The following is an 18,253-nucleotide window of genomic DNA, read 5'->3' as shown; positions in this document are numbered from 1 at the left end:
GACTTTGTCAGCAATCTGAAAGGGCAGAAGGATCTGCCTTTTTGCTTTTCTTTTGGCTTTTATAAGTCGCCCGGTGAGCGCGAACTGTTTCCGCTGCGACCACTGCCGCTGCTGCTGGTAAAGGTCGCGTTATTGCCATTTTGCGCGCGGTGCAGTGTTTCCATACGCACCTGGAATGGCGGGAACGGCAGCGTAATGCCATGCTCGCGGAATCCGGACAGGATCAGCTGATGGATTTCATGGCGCAGCGGCATACGGTGTGCCATTTCAGCGGCATGCATACGCAGCTCGAAAATCTGAATCCCCTGCTGGAGATCCACCAGATAGGCTTCCGGCGCAGGCATGTCCAGCACCAGCGAACAGCGGTGCGCGGCGCTGAGCAGAATTTCGGTCACTTCTTCACTGTTGGCTTCCGACGGCGCAGGGACGGTCAGCACCACACGGGTAACGGAATCTGACAACGACCAGTTGATGAACTGTTCGGTGATAAAGGCCTTGTTCGGCACGATAATCTCCTTACGGTCCCAGTCGGCGATCGTTGTGGCGCGGGTATTGATTCTGGTGATGCTGCCGGTCAGGTTGCGGATCGTCACGGTATCGCCGATACGGATCGGTTTTTCAAACAGGATAATCAGGCCGGAAATAAAGTTAGCGAAAATTTCCTGCAAACCGAAGCCGAGACCGACACCAAGTGCTGCCACCAGCCATTGTAGTTTTGCCCATTCGATCCCGATCAGCGAGAAACCTGTCAGGCCGCCAATCAGCAGCAACACATATTTGGTCACGGTCAGCACGGCATAACCGGTGCCCGGCGTCAGATCCAGATGTTGCAACAGCGCCAGTTCCAGTAGCGCGGGCAGATTACGCACCAGTTGCGTCGTGATAATCAGCACCAGAATGGCGATCAACACCGATCCCAGTGTGATCGGCTGCATGCTCTCTACGCCCTGAACCGTAGACGCAACCTGCCAGAGATGAATATTTTCCAGGAACGAGAAGGCCGAGTGGATCTCAGACCACAGGAAGATCACCGAGATCAGGGCGATCAATGTCAGCAGGGAACGTACCAGTCGCAGTGATTGCGCGGAGATAGCATCCAGATCCACCACGGGTTCTTCGATCTCAACCGTCCCTTCATTACTGGTACTGACCTGATGGGCATCGTCCTCACCGCGGGCACGCTGATTCAGCATTTCTGCCCGGCGCTGCTTGGCGCGTTCGAACGCAATACGACGGCGCTGGATCAGCATCCAGCGCCGGATAATGTGGTAAATCACCAGTAATACGAACCAGATGGCTACCGAGGTTTCCAGGCGTGCCAGCAGCGCCTGTGAGGTCGCGAGGTAGCCCATCAGCGAAGCCAGTGCGGCCACAACGGGCGCGCCCAGCAGCATCCACCATAAGGCTTTGTTGATGACGTTTTCGCTATTGCCTTTTTTATCGTGATACAGCGGAATTCCCGCGCGTTTCAGGCTGTGGGTGACCAGCGCGACCACCAGACACAAAATAACAAAGCACAGCCGCCCCAGCGTATTTGAGAACTCCCGATCGTTAAGATTATCGAAGGTAATCAGCGCCATAATTAACGGCACCAGCACCCAGATCGACAGCGCATAGTAGCGAAGGGCACGTGATACCGCACGTTGCGGCCAGCCGAAGTGGGCGACAAATAACCCTTGCGGATGCGCCAGCGCGGCACTGACCATAAATGCCCACAGGATTGGCAGGGTTGCGGTGACACCATCGCCGATCGCAACTGCAATCGGGTACGGCCACGCGCTTTGCAGCCCGAAGCCCAGCGCTGCCCACAGCACCGGCAACGGCATGGCGACCAGAATCGACCAGAACACGGTGCGCAGGGTCAGCGAGAAATGATCCTGTGTGACCTTACCCACTTTACTGCTGGCACGTGCCAGGAACGCGTAATAATGTTTGCGCGAACTGATGCTGATAATCACCAGAATCAGTGCTCCAAATAATGGCAGCAGCGTTTCTTTGCTGGTGACCATCATCATGGACGCACCGCCAAGCTGACTGAGTGAATCCAGTGAAAGCAGACGTTTCAGATCATGCGCGACCTGCACCGGGTAAGAAATGCCGATGGCGCTGACGTCTGCCACCCAGAACAGATAACGGTGGGCGGCGTCATGAACATCATTCAGCGCTTCCACCAGCTGGCTGTTCGCCACTTTCAGCTTGGTGAGTTCAAGAATTTGGGTATCGCAACCTGAAAGCAGGGAATTGAGCAAATCACGCTGCGTCCGCAACTGTGCATCCAGAATTTTTTGCTGAGCCGCAGTTAGCGGTTTTCCGTCATCCTGCCTTGCCTGGCGATAAATAGCCTGCTTATCCAGTAAATCTTCATAGTGCAGGCGCTGCACGCGCAACTGGCCCATATCGCGGTCAAGCTGTTGCGGTTTCGGCATATCCGGCAGACGCGCAACCTGCGCCCGCAGTGTTTCGCCAAGTAAATTAGACGCGCCAAGCCACTGTGCCTGTTCGCGAATGGTATTAATCGCCTGACGTACCTGTTGAGTTTGTGCAGCGGCCTGACGCTGCTGAGATGAGATCAGGTCCATCCGCTGCGCCTGCTGATTCAGTGCCAGCGACAACTCACGGTTGGCCTGCAACTGCTGACTGATAGAGTGCGGCAATTCACCACTCTGTTCGGCCAGCAGCTCGGTTTTTTCCAGCGCCTGTTCAGCTTCCCGCTGGCGTTGGTTATTCAGTGTATTGCGTAAGGCCTGTAATTGCTGATCAAGAAAGTCGGCGCGTTTTTTGTAGAGATCTGTGCGCATTCGCGACAGTTCCTGCCGGTTATTGGCAGAAAGCTGAGCCAGTTCCAGTTCATCAACCTTGGCTTTACGCGCTGCAGATTCGGCCTGAAGTGCGCTGAGCTGGGCCTGTGCCAGCGGTGAGGAGATTGCCGTCGCGGTCGCCGCCTGTATGCGCTGATCGATGTCGCTCAGCGCGTTGCGGGCTTCGGATTGCTGTTGCGGGATCAGACTCAGTGAGTCGCTGATGTCGCGGGAGCGGTCCTGCTCCTGACGCAACTGGCGGGTTTCTTCCAGCTGCTGACTGCTGACTTGCAGAATTTGTTGCTCGAGCTGAGCCGTGGAGATGCTGTCATCCAGCGCGGGCGGCTTGTCAGGCTGATTTTGCAATTCCTGGCGCAGGGCCTGCGTCAGTTTTGGAAAGTCATCAATGACCTTTTGATATTCCGCCGAGCGCCCGGCTGAAACGCTGGCTTCATTCAGCCAGTTGAGTGCGCTTTGCAGCGCCTCAACCACCTGCGTCTGATTGGCCATTTCTTTATTGGCTTCCGCCTGTTTCAACTCTTGTTTGAGCTGATCTTCAGTCGGTGCTGCACCCGCCATCAATGGCAGGGACAGCAGTAAACTCATCAGCAAGGCGGGGAACAGGCGCACTCGGTCATATCCTTTTTTCAGTTCTGTATGTCAGTTCAGCGCGAACTTAATAATCTTTCGGAGCCTGCGGTTCAGCGGTTGCGACACCTGCTGGCGCTTCTTTAGTGACAGAGGATTCTGCTACCACAGGTTCCGCTGCTGCTGCCGGAGCACGCAGAGCTTCGGCGAACGGTTCGCCCATGCGGGTCACCGTGCCATTACTCAGATTCGGCATGAAGCGAACCTGATTAGCGGCAAACAGGTTGATCACCGTGGAACCCAGTTTGAAACGGCCCATTTCCTGACCTTTTTCCAGCGCGATGGCACCTTCTTCACCGGCTGCCGGATAAGTCCAACGCTTGATAATGCCTTCGCGCGGCGGCGTGACGCAGCCTGCCCAGACGGTTTCAATGCTGCCGACAATCGTTGCGCCAACCAGAATCTGTACCATCGGCCCGAATTCAGTATCAAAGACGCAGATGACGCGTTCGTTACGGGCGAAAAGATTGGGTACATTCGCGGCGGTCAGCGGGTTGACTGAAAATAAATCTCCCGGGACATAAATCATTTCACGCAGCACGCCGTCGCACGGCATATGCACCCGGTGATAATCACGTGGTGCCAGATAAACAGTGGCAAACTGTCCGTCTTTGAATTGCTCTGCCAGCAAATAGTTACCTGCCAGCAATGCTTCTAAACTGTAGAAATGACCTTTAGCCTGGAACAGTTTGCCCCCGGTAATTGCCCCTAACTGGCTGACTGCACCGTCGGCTGGCAGGCAAAGCATATCCAGACCACTGACCACCGGACGTGCGCCCTCGCGCAGCGGACGCACGAAGAATTCGTTAAACGTGGCATATGATTTGAGATCCGGATTTTGTGCTTCTTTCATGTCGACGTTATAAAAACGGGCAAATGCTCTGATCACCCAATGTGTCAGCGTGGCAGCACGCTTATCTGCGCCCCAGCCAGCCAGACGGGTCAGTCCTTGTTTAGGAAGTAAATATTGAAGTTTGATTTTGATACTGTCCAGCACGGGGAAAACCTCTTGAATGATATGAATGACCGGCGTACCGGCCATTTTGCAGGCGCCCCCGAATGGTATTCAGGGGCATGCAGTGTTGTATGGCGGAGGATTGTAACGGGGTGAAATCAACGGTTCAACTTCCGTTAACGTTACCCGATTGCCATTAACATATTAATTCAACAAATTAGTATTAAAGTGCATCGAAGTTTTTACGTGTTTTTACGTCTTCCATGCTTTCCAGAATACGGTGGTAATTGTCGAAACGTTCTTCGGCTATTTCACCACGGTCTACGGCATCACGGATTGCACAGCCCGGATCACTGCCATGCTTGCAGTCGCGGAATTTACAGTAGCCGAGGAAAGGGCGGAATTCGACAAAGCCCTGGGTGATCTGCTCTGGCGCAAGGTGCCATAAACCGAATTCACGCACGCCCGGGGAGTCAATAACGTCACCGCCATGCTGGAAGTGATACAAACGCGCCGCTGTCGTGGTGTGCTGACCCAGGCCTGAGTTATCGGACACTTCATTCACCAGAATTTGTTTTTCATCCGGTGGCAGCAGGGCGTTCAGCAGACTGGATTTACCCACGCCGGACTGACCGGCGAAAATACTGATGCGGTCAGTCAGCGCCTTTTCAAACGCAGGCATACCTTCACCGGTCTGGCTCGACACTTCGAGGACGCGGTAATTTATTTTGCGGTAGATATCCATCATGCCCTGAACGAATTGACGGCCTTCGTCGTCGAGCAGATCGATTTTATTGAGCACAATCAGCGGCTCAACTTCAACCGTTTCGCACGCCACCAAGTAACGATCAATAATATTAAGCGACAGTTCCGGCAGGATGGCGGAGACAATCACGATCTGGTCAATGTTTGCGGCAATGGGTTTGACGCCATCATAGAAATCAGGGCGTGTGAGAACGGAAGTTCTTTCATGGACCGCCTCGACGATACCTTTCACACTGGTATTTTCGCCGGCGCGCCATACCACGCGGTCACCGGTCACCAGAGAACGGATGGTTCGGCGGATATTGCAACGGTGCTGGCTGCCGTCGGCCGCTTCAACGTCCGCATGCATCCCGAAACGGCTGATGACGACGCCGTCCTGCGGTTCGCCATGCAGAGAATCGTCCAGCTCTTTGCGTTTGTCCGTCTGTGTCAGACGACGCTGATGGTTAGTCTGAACGCGACGTTGTTGCCCTTTAGACAGTTTTGATTTAGTCACTGCGCCTCACTTGACTGGCTTTAATCGCTCGGTGCGACCAAAACGACTATGATACCAGCTATTTTATATTAATTGCCCGAATGACGGAGAACTCCGTCAACTCTCTACTTTGTAACAGGACACATCATGGCCGCTAATGACTCGAATTTAATTTGGATTGACCTGGAAATGACCGGTCTGGATCCTGAACGTGACCGTATTATTGAGATTGCGACGCTGGTGACCGACGCGCATCTGAACATTCTGGCCGAAGGCCCGGTCATGGCAGTCCATCAGTCTGACGCGCAGCTGGCGCTGATGGATGACTGGAATGTGCGCACCCACACCGGCAGCGGTCTGGTTGATCGCGTCAAAGCCAGTCCGTTTGATGACAATGCCGCCCAGCAAAAAACTATCGACTTCCTGCGAGAGTGGGTTCCTGCGGGCAAATCGCCGATTTGCGGCAACAGCGTCGGCCAGGACAGACGTTTTCTGTTTAAATATATGCCGGAGCTGGAAGCCTATTTCCATTACCGTTATCTGGACGTCAGCACGCTGAAGGAACTGGCGCGTCGCTGGAAACCGGAAGTGCTGGGTGGTTTTAAGAAGCAAAATACTCATCAGGCGCTGGATGATATCCGTGAATCTGTGGCTGAACTGGCGTACTACCGCGAACATTTTATTAATCTTTAATCTCCGTCATCCTTCAGGCTGCAGATGCGTTGGCTGCACTCTCTCACCTGAATCACTGACCGATTTGTTGTGAGTTTGCCGCCTTCCTGCAACGTGAATGATTTAGGCGATTTATTTTAAAAAAAGTTAAAAAGGCATACGGAGCACAAAATCATCGCGTTTCGCTGATTAAATCGTCGCTTTGATGGTTTAATCGGCACTTGAACGAAAAAAACGTTTTTTTGCTTTCAGGGGCTTGCGGCAAAAAGGATTTCTCGTATAATGCGCACCCCGTACCGATGAAGAATTTCGTTGAGTGCGCAGAGCGGGAATAGCTCAGTTGGTAGAGCACGACCTTGCCAAGGTCGGGGTCGCGAGTTCGAGTCTCGTTTCCCGCTCCAAATTTTTAAGCTTTTGAGATTTAAAGATTTAAGACGTAAATAATGCAGTGCCATGCGACGCGGGAATAGCTCAGTTGGTAGAGCACGACCTTGCCAAGGTCGGGGTCGCGAGTTCGAGTCTCGTTTCCCGCTCCAAAATTTCAAAGCCTGTACATTTATGGCAAATGCCAGTACAGCAGATGTCAGACATCTCAATGCGGGAATAGCTCAGTTGGTAGAGCACGACCTTGCCAAGGTCGGGGTCGCGAGTTCGAGTCTCGTTTCCCGCTCCAGTTTTCTTCTTCAGTTCAAAATCATTTCTTAATAGTGTCTTCCTGCATTTTCTGTGCATAAATGACCTGATCATTACACGATTTGTAGTAATGTTTTAAACAGACTTATCCACAGGATTAGGCGTTTTTTTAAACTGTCTGTTTTTTGTGCTTGGTATATTGATAAAATTTAATGCCTTGATTTTAAATAAAATTAATTTATAACGAAACGTTATGACGATCACTTGCTCTTTTTTTTGCACTTGATTGGCAAAGCATTTTTATTTTTATGCACAGAAAATATCGCTTTTCCAATTAACGCTTTGGGGAAGGGTTATGCATCCCTTGGCAGACCCTTTTCAACCGCACGGATCAGGCGCTTTTGCTGTGAAGATTGCACTTCCACCTGATGTTCACTTCTTCTTTCAACCTGCTGTGCAATCGCCCAACTGATATGTTCATCCAGCAACGCATTCTCACCTTCCCGCGATTGCAGTGTATTAAGCACCTCACGGGAGTACGGGGCATTGCCCAACGCCACCGCAATATTGCGCAACCAGCGCAAATGTCCGATACGCCGGATTGGCGAGCCTTCCGTGATGCGCAAAAACTTTTCTTCCGTCCAGCCAAATAATTCAATCAGTTCAGAGGCATGAAGTGCGGCGCGCGGGCTGAAATCGTCTTCTCCGGTCAGTTGTGAATAACGATTCCAGGGGCAGATCAGCTGACAGTCATCGCAGCCGTAGATACGGTTACCCATCAGCGGACGGAATTCTTCCGGAATTGCGCCTTCCAGTTCAATGGTCAGATAGGAAATACAGCGGCGGGCGTCGACAGTATAAGGGGCAACGATCGCACCGGTCGGGCAGGTTGTCATGCAGGCCACGCACTTTCCGCATTTCTCTTCCTGAGGCTGATCCACGGGCAGAGGCAAATCAATCAGCAGTTCGCCGAGAAAGAACCACGAGCCGGATTCACGGTTAAGAATAAGTGAGTGTTTACCAACCCACCCCAGACCGGCTTTCGCCGCCAGCGGGCGTTCCATCACTGGTGCAGAATCTACAAAAGGGCGGAAAGTCACGGTCTGATCAGCATGCTCAGTACAATATGCCTGAATCATATCGCCGAGTTTTTTCAGGCGCTGGCGCAACACTTTGTGATAGTCGCGTCCGAGAGCATAACGGCTGACATAACCCAGCTGCGGATTATTCAGGGTCTTGGCAAAAGCGGCCTTGGCAGGCAAATAGTTCATCCGCACGCTGATCACCCGCAGCGTACCGGGCAGTAATTCATGCGGACGGGCGCGTAACATACCGTGGCGCGCCATCCAGTCCATCTCGCCATGATATTGTTTATCAAGCCAGTCTTGCAGTTTAGGCTCTTCCACAGATAAGTCTGTATCGCAGATACCCACCTGCTGGAAGCCTAGCGATTGGCCCCATTGCTTGATATGTTGAGCCAGTTGAACGAGATCGAGAGGGAGTGTCATGACGAACCAACGTGAAAAACGAAACGAGGCGAGTTTACCACATTCCGTATTTTCTGCTGACTGGCTACGACAGGCTGAGCGACAGGCGGCGCAGGAAACGGGGATTTCTCTGTTTACACTGATGCAACGCGCGGCAAAAGCCGCTTTTTTACTGGCGCAGCGTAAGTTTCCGCAAACCCGTCACTGGCTGATTTTATGTGGTCACGGTAATAACGGTGGCGATGGTTTTGAAGTTGCACGACTGGCGAAAAACGCAGGGCTACGCGTAACACTGCTGGCTGTTCAGGGGAGTAAGCCGCTGCCTGAAGAAGCAGAGACAGCGCGTGAGGGCTGGCTGAAAAGCGGCGGCACGGTTAACCCGGTGGATTCACCATGGCCGCAGGATGCGGATCTGATTATTGATGGTCTGCTCGGTACCGGTTTATCTTCCGCGCCACGCGCGCCTTACGCTGCACTGATTGACGACATCAACTCAGCGTCTTTACCTGTGATCTCTTTAGATATCCCTTCGGGACTGGATGCGCAAACCGGTCAGGCCGCGGGCAAGGCGGTGCATGCTACGCACACGATCAGTTTCATCGCTCTGAAACCCGGTTTGCTGACCGGGCAGGCACGTGACTATACGGGGAAATTACACGGCGATGCGCTGGGACTTGAAAGCTGGCTGGGCGGGCATCTGGCACCCTTACAGAGGCTGGATGCAACTCAGTTGGGCCAATGGTTGCACCCGCGACGTCCCTGTTCCCATAAAGGGGAATATGGCCGTTTGTTGGTGGTGGGTGGCGATACCGGCTTTGCGGGTGCGATCCGTATGGCTTCAGAGGCTGCGCTGCGTACCGGGGCCGGGCTGGTGCGAGTACTTACTCACAAAGAACATGCGGGACCGCTACTGACTGCCAGACCGGAGCTGATGGTGCAGGAACTCACGGCTGCATCGCTGGATGCAGGGCTTGAGTGGGCAGAGGTAGTCGTTATCGGTCCCGGTCTGGGTCAGAGAGAATGGGGCAAACAGGCCGTGGAACGTGTGGCAGACTGGGATAAACCCGCCTTATGGGACGCCGATGCGCTTAACCTGCTGGCAATCAACCCGCGGAAACGGCAAAATCGTGTACTGACGCCTCATCCGGGCGAAGCGGCAAGATTGCTGGGTTGCAGCGTGAAAGATATTGAGAGTGACCGCTTACTTTCCGCCAGGAAGCTCACTGAGCGATATGGTGGCGTGGTAGTGCTTAAAGGTGCAGGCACGCTGATTGCCAGCGAACGTGGTGAGATGGCGATAGCGGATGTCGGCAATGCCGGAATGGCATCCGGCGGCATGGGCGACGTACTTTCTGGTATTATTGGCGGATTGCTGGCTCAGAAACTTAATGTATATGATGCGGCCTGCGCGGGCTCAGTGCTTCATGGCGCTGCCGCAGACGAAATTGCCCACCGGCAGGGAACGCGCGGTATGCTGGCAACTGATCTTTTAGCGGTGATTGCCCCGTTAGTTAATCCAGACCTGAAGAAATAGATATCACTGAATGAATCAACTTAATATCTCTTTACCCGACGAAGCGGCAACGCTGCAACTAGGTGCTTCACTGGCGAAAGCCTGCGAAGGCTCAGCGGTTATCCATCTTTATGGCGATCTGGGAGCCGGTAAAACGACCTTCAGCCGGGGGTTTCTTCAGGCATTAGGCCATCAGGGTAATGTGAAAAGCCCGACTTACACTCTGGTAGAGCCTTATCAGCTGGATAAGATTGCCGTTTATCATTTTGATTTATATCGCCTTGCTGATCCGGAAGAACTGGAGTTCATGGGGATCCGCGATTATTTCGCACAGGACGCCATTTGCCTGGTGGAATGGCCACAGCAGGGTGCAGGGGTATTGCCTGAACCGGATATTGAACTGACGCTGGATTATTCCCCAACCGGGCGCACCGCAAAGTTGGCGGCGGTTTCTGAATCCGGCATAAAATTGCTGCATCGTGTTCAACAGCAAGGATGATCACGCGATGAACTCACGTTTTACCTCTCTTTATATTTCAGCGACGATGATGACGTTGTTATCGGCGCTGATGTTGTTTGCCGTGCTGGCCTCGCCGGTTTTTGCGGCTGGCATGAAAAACATCAATGTTTCCAATGGTGCCACGCAATCTACCGTCACGATTTCATTTGATGGTTCACCGGATTACTCTTTTTTTCCGCTGCACAACCCTGAACGTGTGGTCATGGATATCCGGCAGGACGGCGTGATGAAAGGCCTGCCGCTGAATTTTAACGGACAGAATCTGGTGACGCGTGTACGTGCCAGTACGCCGCCCAATGCGCAGAGTCAGCGTCTGGTATTTGAACTGAATCAGAAAGTCCGAACCAACGCCACAAAACAGAAAGATGGCAACCAGTACACCGTGGTGCTGACCATGAACGCCGCTGCTCCGGCACGTCGGAGTGCACCGGTTGCCGTGGGGACCAACACGTCCTCGCCAAATGCGGGCAGAATGGTTACGCCTTCCGCGAAATCAAATCCGTTTACCCATGATCAGACCAAAGTCGTCGCGACGACGGTGGCGCCGGATAATTCACGTTCTTCTACCGTGTCGACCAGTGACAGCAGAATTATTGTCGCTATTGACGCCGGTCATGGCGGGCAGGATCCGGGCGCAATCGGCGCTGGCGGGCTAAAAGAAAAAAATGTCACTATCTCAATTGCCCGTAAATTACAGGCGATTCTTAATGCAGACCCGATGTTCCAGCCGGTATTAACCCGCGACGGGGATTACTTTATTTCGGTCATGGGCCGTTCCGATGTAGCGCGTAAGAAAAATGCTAATGTGCTGGTTTCTATTCACGCTGATGCCGCGCCGAGCCGCAGTGCGCGCGGTGCATCAGTCTGGGTGTTATCGAATCGTCGTGCTAACAGTGAAATGGGGAACTGGCTGGAGCAACACGAGAAACAGTCAGAACTGCTCGGCGGCGCTGGGGATGTGCTGGCAAATACCGCTTCAGACCCGTATCTCAGTCAGGCGGTGCTGGATTTACAGTTTGGTCATTCACAGCGCGTGGGCTATGACGTTGCGACCCGTGTATTGCGCGAACTGCGCTCTGTTGGCTCTTTGCATAAAGCGAAGCCGGAACATGCCAGTTTAGGTGTTTTACGTTCGCCTGATATTCCTTCCCTGCTGGTGGAAACCGGCTTTATCAGTAATTCAACTGAGGAGCGGCTGCTGGGCAGCAGCGCGTACCAGGATAAAATTGCGAGGGCTATCCACATCGGCCTGCGTAATTATTTCCAGTCGCATCCGATACAAAATGGCCCAAAGGTCGAAAACCGTCCGCTGCTGGCCTCATCAGCAGCGGCGGCAGACAGTAGCGCGACAGCCAGTACTGCCGCTAACCAGCCTGGCCCGATTGAAGTGACTGCCGGTGCAGCCGGTGCCACGCAGATCCACAAAGTGACCCGGGGTGAAACCCTGACCGGGATCGCGAACAGCTACGGCACGACAAACGCGGCGCTGCGCGATCTTAATAAACTGAAAAAAGACGGTGTCTGGGTCGGTCAGCGATTGAAAGTCCCTGCGGGAACCCGCACATCTTCAACAGCCGCCGCACCTGCTTCGACAACAAAAACGTCGAAGAAGCCCGCGAAACATAAAGTGAAACGCGGCGATACGCTGTCGGCGATCGCCAGCCAATATGGTGTCAGCATGAATGACATCAAAACCGCAAATCATATGAAGTCTGGCGAGGTACAGCTCGGCCAAACCTTAACTATTCCTCAGTCATAGGCGGTAAATGACCGCTGCCACAGGAGCCGCTATGCCAATCAAGGTACTGCCGCCACAACTTGCTAACCAGATAGCAGCGGGTGAAGTTGTCGAAAGACCGGCTTCCGTGGTGAAGGAACTGGTGGAGAACAGCCTTGATGCGGGCGCGACGCGTATTGATATTGATATCGATCGTGGTGGTGCCAAACTTATCCGCATTCGCGATAACGGCTGTGGGATTGGCAAAGACGATCTGGCTTTAGCGCTGGCACGTCATGCCACCAGTAAAATTACCTGTCTTGATGATCTGGAAGCCATTCTGAGCCTCGGATTCCGCGGCGAAGCGCTGGCAAGTATCAGCTCTGTATCGCGCCTGATCCTGACATCACGCACCGCTGAACAGCATGAAGCCTGGCAGGCGTATGCCGAAGGGCGTGATATGGCGGTAACCGTCAAACCGGCGGCACATCCGCAAGGCTCGACGGTTGAAGTGCTGGATCTGTTTTACAACACGCCCGCCCGCCGCAAATTCATGCGTACTGAGAAAACCGAATTTACCCATATCGATGAAGTTGTCCGGCGGATTGCACTGGCGCGCTTTGACGTTTCTGTCAACCTCAGCCACAACGGTAAACTTATTCGTCAGTATCGTGCGGTGAAAGACCCGGCACAGTTCTCCCGTCGTCTGGCCAGTATTTGCAGCCCGACATTTGTCGAGCACGCACTGGCCGTGGAATGGAGTCATGGTGATCTGGCTATCCGTGGCTGGGTGGCGGATCCGGCCGGTTCACGCAGCCTGAGTGATATGCAGTATTGCTATGTGAACAACCGCATGATGAAAGATCGCCTCATTAATCACGCGATCCGCCAGGCGTATCAGGATCAGCTCAAGGACGATCAGCAGCCCGCATATGTGCTTTATCTGGATGTCGATCCGCATCAGGTGGATGTGAATGTGCACCCTGCCAAACACGAAGTGCGTTTCCATCAGTCGCGGCTGGTGCATGATTTTATTTATCAGGCGGTGATGTCCGTATTGCAGCAGACGGGGGCTCCCGTGCTTGATGAACCACAACTTCAGGCAGATACACCGCGCTGGCAGCAGGAAAACCGTCAGGCTGCGGGCGGCAATCATTTCTCGCAACCGGCAGAACATAAAACGCCGGCACCGCGTGAAAACAATCCGCCACGTGAAAATGTATTTCCTGAAACAGCCCGCGTCAGCCAGCCCCGTGAACCTGCTTACCGCAACACGGAGCCCGCTTACAATCCCTCAGAAAGCCAGGCTTACGGACGTTTGTTGCAATCTGCGCCGGCGTCGTTTTCTTTACAGGAACCGGCACCTGCTGCGGCACCGCCCGCTAAGCCAGCCATTCCGGCGGCCCGTACACTGACGGAACCGGCACTGGAATCACACAGCCAGAGTTTCGGGCGTGTGCTGACGGTATGTTCCTCGGAATATGCGTTACTTGAGCGCGGCAAAAATCTGGTATTGCTGGCATTACCGGTTGCTGATCGCTGGCTGAAATGGGCGCAGCTGACACCACCCGAAGAGGGGTTGCGACCACAACCGTTATTAATTCCGCTGAAGCTGACGCTGAAAAAAGAAGAGACGACCGTGCTGGCACGGCATCAGGCGCTATTACAGCATTTTGGTTTAGAAATGCTCAGTGAGTCACAGCGTGTGACGGTTCGCGCGGTACCTTTACCATTACGCCAACAAAATTTACAAAAGTTGATACCTGATCTGTTAGGTTATCTTGCTGTTCAGCAGGAGGTGACTTCTGATGCGGTAGCTATGTGGTTTGCCCGCCACTGCGGCTGCGAGCATGAGGTCTGGACAATTTCACAAGCCATACAATTACTCACGGATGTTGAGCGTCTTTGCCCGCAATTGGTGAAATCGCCTCCGTCCGGCCTTCTGCAACCTCTTGATTTACAGCCCGCACTGGCGGCTTTTAAGCATGACTGATTCTGAAAAACACGCAGTTCCCCCGGCCATCTTTATTATGGGGCCGACCGCATCCGGTAAAACAGCACTGGCGATATCGCTGATGAAACACCTGCCTGTCGAGCTTATCAGCGTCGATTCTGCCCTGATTTATCGGGGGATGGATATTGGTACGGCGAAGCCCACTGCAGAAGAACTGGCGGAGGCGCCGCATCGGCTGATCGATATCCTCGACCCGGCACTGGCTTATTCGGCGGCTGACTTTCGTCAAGACGCATTGCGGGAAATGGCAGAAATAACCTCGCGCAATAAGATCCCGTTATTGGTAGGTGGGACTATGCTTTATTTCAAGGCGTTGCTTGAAGGTCTTTCCCCGTTGCCACCGGCTGATCCTGCCGTGCGCGAACGTATTGAAAAGCAGGCGGCGGAACAGGGCTGGGAGGCGTTACATGACCAGTTGCGTGAAATCGATCCCGTTGCGGCTATGCGAATTCATCCGAATGATCCACAGAGACTGTCCAGAGCACTGGAAGTTTTTTTTATTTCGGGTAAAACTTTAACGGAACTGACTAAAATTTCGGGTGAAACATTACCCTATCGTGTCCATCAGTTTGCGATTGCGCCGACCCGCCGTGAACTTTTACATGCGCGGATCGAGGAACGTTTTAGCCAGATGTTGTCCAATGGTTTTGAAGACGAAGTCAAAACGCTGATAGCCCGGGGCGATTTGCATACAGATTTGCCTTCCATTCGTTGTGTGGGTTATCGCCAGATGTGGTCATATTTGTCTGGTGAATTCGATTACGATGAAATGGTTTATCGTGGTGTTTGCGCGACACGACAGCTGGCCAAACGTCAGATGACCTGGTTACGAAGTTGGGAGGGTGTCGAATGGCTCGATTCTGAGAAGCCAGAAGAAGCCTTAAACCGTGTAATTCAGGTTGTTAGTGCATAGGTTGGGTGATTGTGTACAATTGATCAGTACTCAGCGCGCAATTTTTTATGTGATTTATTTTCGAGCTGATAGGCTCAAAGTTACAAACAACAAACTAATAAGGAAAAGATAGAATGGCTAAGGGGCAATCTTTGCAAGATCCGTTCCTGAACGCATTGCGTCGTGAACGTGTTCCGGTTTCTATTTACTTGGTGAATGGTATTAAGCTGCAAGGCCAGATTGAGTCTTTTGACCAGTTTGTCATTCTGTTAAAAAATACGGTTAGCCAGATGGTGTATAAACACGCTATCTCCACCGTAGTGCCTTCCCGCCCGGTGTCACATCATAGCAATAATCCAGGTACGGGCAGCACCAACAATTATCACCATGGTAGCACTCCGTCTGCGCAACAGCCGCAGCAGGAAAACGATGACGCTGAATAAAGCGCAACGTTGGTCAACCACGAAGGGGTTCATAAGTATTCCGATTATGCTTATGCACCCCCGGCTGGCGAATTTTTTCCCAATGAGAGGTCGCAAGCTTGTTTGACCGTTATGAAGCCGGTGAGCAGGCCGTACTGGTTCATATCTATTTCTCGCAAGACAAAGACACGGAAGACCTGAGCGAATTTGAATCGCTGGTATCTTCTGCAGGTGTAGAGGCGTTGCAAGTCGTCACCGGGAGCCGCAAGGCACCGCACCCAAAATACTTTGTCGGTGAAGGAAAGGCCCAAGAAATCGCAGATGCCGTCAAAGCAACGGGCGCCTCTGTCATCCTGTTTGATCACGCCTTGTCTCCCGGCCAGGAAAGAAACCTGGAAGCCTTATGCGAATGTCGCGTTGTCGACCGCACCGGATTGATATTAGATATTTTTGCCCAGCGGGCCCGGACACACGAAGGTAAGTTACAAGTAGAACTGGCGCAATTACGCCACATCGCTACCCGACTGGTTCGCGGCTGGACCCACCTTGAACGACAGGGCGGCGGCATTGGTGCGCGTGGCCCGGGTGAAACCCAGCTCGAAACTGACCGCCGTTTACTGCGCGACAGAATCACTTTGATCCTCAGCCGGCTTGAAAAAGTGGCTAAGCAGCGTGAACAGGGTCGCCGTTCACGTGTTCGTGCAGATATTCCGACGGTGTCGTTGGTGGGGTATACCAACGCCGGGAAATCTACACTTTTTAATCGTATTACTCAGGCCGATGTTTATGTGGCCAATCAGTTGTTTGCTACGCTCGATCCTACACTGCGCCGTATTATGGTGGCAGATGTCGGGGAAACCGTGTTGGCGGACACCGTAGGGTTTATTCGTCACCTGCCCCATGATTTGGTTGCGGCTTTTAAGGCAACATTGCAGGAAACCCGACAGGCATCTCTGTTACTCCATGTAATTGATGCAGCGGACATCCGGGTTCAAGAAAATATTGACGCGGTGAATACGGTGCTGGCAGAGATCGAAGCAGATGAAATTCCTGCGCTGTTAGTGATGAACAAAATAGATATGCTGGATGACTTTGTCCCGCGTATCGACCGCAACGAGGAGAATTTGCCGGTCAGGGTCTGGCTCTCAGCCGTGACAGGTGAAGGTATTCCGTTGCTTTTTCAGGCATTAACGGAGCGACTCTCTGGCGAAATCGCGCAGCATGAATTGTGCTTGCCGCCGGAAGCAGGCCGCCTTCGTAGCCGTTTTTACCAGCTTCAGGCCATTGAAAAAGAATGGATTGAAGAGGATGGCAGTATTGGTCTGGTGGTGCGAATGCCCATCGTTGACTGGCGTCGCCTCTGCAAACAAGAGCAGGAACTGGAAAGCTATGTCCGCAACCAGAGCCTGTCTGATTTAGCCTGAAGAACACCAATCATAGAATAATGGAGCTATAACATGGCGTGGAATCAGCCCGGTAATAACGGACAGGACCGCGACCCCTGGGGCAGCAGCAATAATAGCGGCAACTCTGGTGGAAATTCTGGTGGAAATAACGACAACAAAGGCGGCCGTAATCAGGGGCCACCTGACCTGGATGATATCTTCCGTAAGCTCAGCAAAAAACTGGGTGGTTTCGGCGGAAAAGGTTCAGGTAACAACAACGGTACGCCAACCGGTTCCGGTCATGGAATGAGTGGCACCCGGATTGCTGGCATCGCGGTCGCTGCGGTGGTGGTTATCTGGGCTGCAACGGGTTTCTATACCATCAAAGAAGCTGAGCGTGGCGTGGTAACCCGTTTTGGTAAGTTTAGCCATCTGGTTGAACCGGGCCTGAACTGGAAACCAACCTTCATCGATCAGGTGCGTGCGGTGAACGTAGAATCGGTACGTGAACTGGCTGCGTCTGGTGTAATGCTGACATCCGATGAGAACGTTGTGCGCGTTGAAATGAACGTGCAGTACCGCGTGACGGATCCTGAAGCCTATCTGTTCAGCGTCGCCAACCCTGACGACAGCCTGAGCCAGGCAACGGACAGCGCACTGCGTGGTGTTATCGGCAAATATACGATGGATAAAATCCTGACTGAAGGCCGTACCACCGTGCGTAGTGATACCCAACGTGTACTGGAAGAAACCATTCGTCCGTACAAAATGGGTATCACCATCCAGGACGTCAACTTCCAGACTGCGCGCCCACCTGAAGAAGTGAAAGCTTCCTTCGATAATGCGATCGCTGCCCGTGAAAGAGAGCAACAGTCTATTCGTGAAGCAGAAGCTTATGCGAACCAGATCCAGCCTCTGGCAAACGGTGAAGCACAGCGCTTGCTGGAAGATGCTAAAGCTTATAAAGATCGTACGGTTCTGGAAGCACAGGGTGAAGTGGCCCGTTTCTCCAAACTGTTACCTGAATATAAAGCTGCGCCTGAAATTACCCGCGAACGTCTGTATATCGAAACCATGGAAAAAGTGCTCAGCCACACCCGTAAAGTGCTGGTGAGTGATAAAGGGAATAACCTGATGGTCTTGCCGTTGGATCAAATGTTGCGCGGAAATAACGCTGCTGCAAATGATACCAGCAAGAATGATGAAACAGGTCTGTTGCCTTCCGTTCCTGGGTTGACCAGCAGTAATAGTAAAAGCAGTGCCGATAACAGCAGTTCCCGTTCGTCTGGCAGTGTCATGGACCAGCGTCGTGCAAATGCACAGCGTGACGATACACTTCGCGTAGGGAGAGAATAAC

13 protein-coding genes and 3 tRNA genes are annotated in these 18,253 nt (G+C 52.9%); 12 read left to right on the top strand and 4 right to left on the bottom strand.

Features of this window, described 5'->3' with window-relative positions:
• Positions 1-59: 59 nt before the first annotated feature.
• The 3 genes from mscM to rsgA all read right to left on the bottom strand — a co-directional run bounded on the left by mscM (position 60) and on the right by rsgA (position 5,662).
• Positions 60-3,428 carry a miniconductance mechanosensitive channel MscM gene (mscM, locus tag ACOZIO_RS16980; protein WP_421595522.1) on the bottom strand — a complete coding sequence of 1,123 codons (3,369 nt, stop codon included), beginning with the start codon at positions 3,426-3,428 and terminating at the stop codon, positions 60-62.
• A gap of 46 nt (positions 3,429-3,474) precedes the next feature.
• The gene (gene asd / locus ACOZIO_RS16975) at positions 3,475-4,443 is read right to left on the bottom strand and encodes an archaetidylserine decarboxylase (protein ID WP_129954238.1); all 969 of its coding nucleotides are present in this window, start codon (positions 4,441-4,443) and stop codon (positions 3,475-3,477) included.
• 181 nt (positions 4,444-4,624) lie between these two features.
• The gene (gene rsgA, locus ACOZIO_RS16970; protein ID WP_129954240.1) at positions 4,625-5,662 is read right to left on the bottom strand and encodes a small ribosomal subunit biogenesis GTPase RsgA; all 1,038 of its coding nucleotides are present in this window, start codon (positions 5,660-5,662) and stop codon (positions 4,625-4,627) included.
• A 126-nt stretch (positions 5,663-5,788) separates the two neighbouring features.
• Here rsgA and orn point away from each other — a divergent pair, with 126 nt between their 5' ends.
• The 4 genes from orn (at position 5,789) to ACOZIO_RS16950 (ending at position 6,986) form a co-directional block, all read left to right on the top strand.
• Positions 5,789-6,334 carry an oligoribonuclease gene (gene orn / locus ACOZIO_RS16965; protein WP_129954242.1) on the top strand — a complete coding sequence of 182 codons (546 nt, stop codon included), beginning with the start codon at positions 5,789-5,791 and terminating at the stop codon, positions 6,332-6,334.
• 304 nt (positions 6,335-6,638) lie between these two features.
• Positions 6,639-6,714 (top strand) — tRNA-Gly (locus tag ACOZIO_RS16960).
• A gap of 59 nt (positions 6,715-6,773) precedes the next feature.
• Positions 6,774-6,849, top strand: a tRNA-Gly gene (locus ACOZIO_RS16955).
• 61 nt (positions 6,850-6,910) lie between these two features.
• Positions 6,911-6,986, top strand: a tRNA-Gly gene (locus ACOZIO_RS16950).
• Between the two features lie 313 nt (positions 6,987-7,299).
• On the opposite strand, the gene queG is transcribed toward ACOZIO_RS16950, so the two are convergent.
• Positions 7,300-8,454, bottom strand: coding sequence for a tRNA epoxyqueuosine(34) reductase QueG (queG, locus tag ACOZIO_RS16945; protein ID WP_421595521.1), 1,155 nt, complete (start codon positions 8,452-8,454; stop codon positions 7,300-7,302).
• On the opposite strand from queG, the gene nnr reads away from it, so the two are divergent.
• The 8 genes from nnr (at position 8,453) to hflK (ending at position 18,252) form a co-directional block, all read left to right on the top strand.
• The gene (gene nnr / locus ACOZIO_RS16940; RefSeq protein WP_258452557.1) at positions 8,453-9,967 is read left to right on the top strand and encodes a bifunctional ADP-dependent NAD(P)H-hydrate dehydratase/NAD(P)H-hydrate epimerase; all 1,515 of its coding nucleotides are present in this window, start codon (positions 8,453-8,455) and stop codon (positions 9,965-9,967) included. The two genes, queG and nnr, sit on opposite strands and share 2 nt — an antisense overlap.
• Positions 9,968-9,977: 10 nt before the next feature.
• Entirely contained in the window at positions 9,978-10,445 is a 468-nt protein-coding gene (gene tsaE, locus ACOZIO_RS16935) for a tRNA (adenosine(37)-N6)-threonylcarbamoyltransferase complex ATPase subunit type 1 TsaE (RefSeq protein ID WP_129991643.1), read from the top strand.
• Positions 10,446-10,452: 7 nt separating this feature from the next.
• Positions 10,453-12,225 (top strand): N-acetylmuramoyl-L-alanine amidase AmiB, encoded by a 1,773-nt coding sequence (gene amiB, locus ACOZIO_RS16930; protein ID WP_129954250.1) that lies wholly within the window; start codon positions 10,453-10,455, stop codon positions 12,223-12,225.
• A 31-nt stretch (positions 12,226-12,256) separates the two neighbouring features.
• Positions 12,257-14,176, top strand: a complete 1,920-nt coding sequence (mutL, locus tag ACOZIO_RS16925; protein ID WP_421595520.1) for a DNA mismatch repair endonuclease MutL — start codon at positions 12,257-12,259, stop codon at positions 14,174-14,176.
• The gene (gene miaA / locus ACOZIO_RS16920; RefSeq protein ID WP_129954254.1) at positions 14,169-15,110 is read left to right on the top strand and encodes a tRNA (adenosine(37)-N6)-dimethylallyltransferase MiaA; all 942 of its coding nucleotides are present in this window, start codon (positions 14,169-14,171) and stop codon (positions 15,108-15,110) included. The genes mutL and miaA overlap by 8 nt, the downstream gene beginning before the upstream one ends.
• Positions 15,111-15,223: 113 nt before the next feature.
• The gene (gene hfq, locus ACOZIO_RS16915; RefSeq protein WP_095923701.1) at positions 15,224-15,532 is read left to right on the top strand and encodes an RNA chaperone Hfq; all 309 of its coding nucleotides are present in this window, start codon (positions 15,224-15,226) and stop codon (positions 15,530-15,532) included.
• Between the two features lie 98 nt (positions 15,533-15,630).
• Positions 15,631-16,935 carry a ribosome rescue GTPase HflX gene (hflX, locus tag ACOZIO_RS16910; RefSeq protein ID WP_129954255.1) on the top strand — a complete coding sequence of 435 codons (1,305 nt, stop codon included), beginning with the start codon at positions 15,631-15,633 and terminating at the stop codon, positions 16,933-16,935.
• 33 nt (positions 16,936-16,968) lie between these two features.
• Positions 16,969-18,252, top strand: a complete 1,284-nt coding sequence (gene hflK, locus ACOZIO_RS16905) for an FtsH protease activity modulator HflK (protein ID WP_421595519.1) — start codon at positions 16,969-16,971, stop codon at positions 18,250-18,252.
• Position 18,253: the final 1 nt, after the last annotated feature.

This window comes from Rahnella sp. PD4 (assembly GCF_049199325.1).
GTDB lineage: Bacteria > Pseudomonadota > Gammaproteobacteria > Enterobacterales > Enterobacteriaceae > Rahnella > Rahnella perminowiae.
Note: the sequence above shows the minus strand (reverse complement) of the source record. Positions and strands in the feature narration are given on the sequence as shown.

Excerpts from the sequence above, each read along its gene's own strand:
- hfq (WP_095923701.1), top strand. The coding sequence starts at position 15,224 with ATGGCTAAGGGGCAATCTTTGCAAGATCCGTTCCTGAACGCATTGCGT.
- hflK (WP_421595519.1), top strand. The coding sequence starts at position 16,969 with ATGGCGTGGAATCAGCCCGGTAATAACGGACAGGACCGCGACCCCTGG.
- orn (WP_129954242.1), top strand. The coding sequence starts at position 5,789 with ATGGCCGCTAATGACTCGAATTTAATTTGGATTGACCTGGAAATGACC.
- nnr (WP_258452557.1), top strand. The coding sequence starts at position 8,453 with ATGACGAACCAACGTGAAAAACGAAACGAGGCGAGTTTACCACATTCC.
- tsaE (WP_129991643.1), top strand. The coding sequence starts at position 9,978 with ATGAATCAACTTAATATCTCTTTACCCGACGAAGCGGCAACGCTGCAA.
- miaA (WP_129954254.1), top strand. The coding sequence starts at position 14,169 with ATGACTGATTCTGAAAAACACGCAGTTCCCCCGGCCATCTTTATTATG.
- amiB (WP_129954250.1), top strand. The coding sequence starts at position 10,453 with ATGAACTCACGTTTTACCTCTCTTTATATTTCAGCGACGATGATGACG.
- mutL (WP_421595520.1), top strand. The coding sequence starts at position 12,257 with ATGCCAATCAAGGTACTGCCGCCACAACTTGCTAACCAGATAGCAGCG.
- queG (WP_421595521.1), bottom strand. The coding sequence starts at position 8,454 with ATGACACTCCCTCTCGATCTCGTTCAACTGGCTCAACATATCAAGCAA.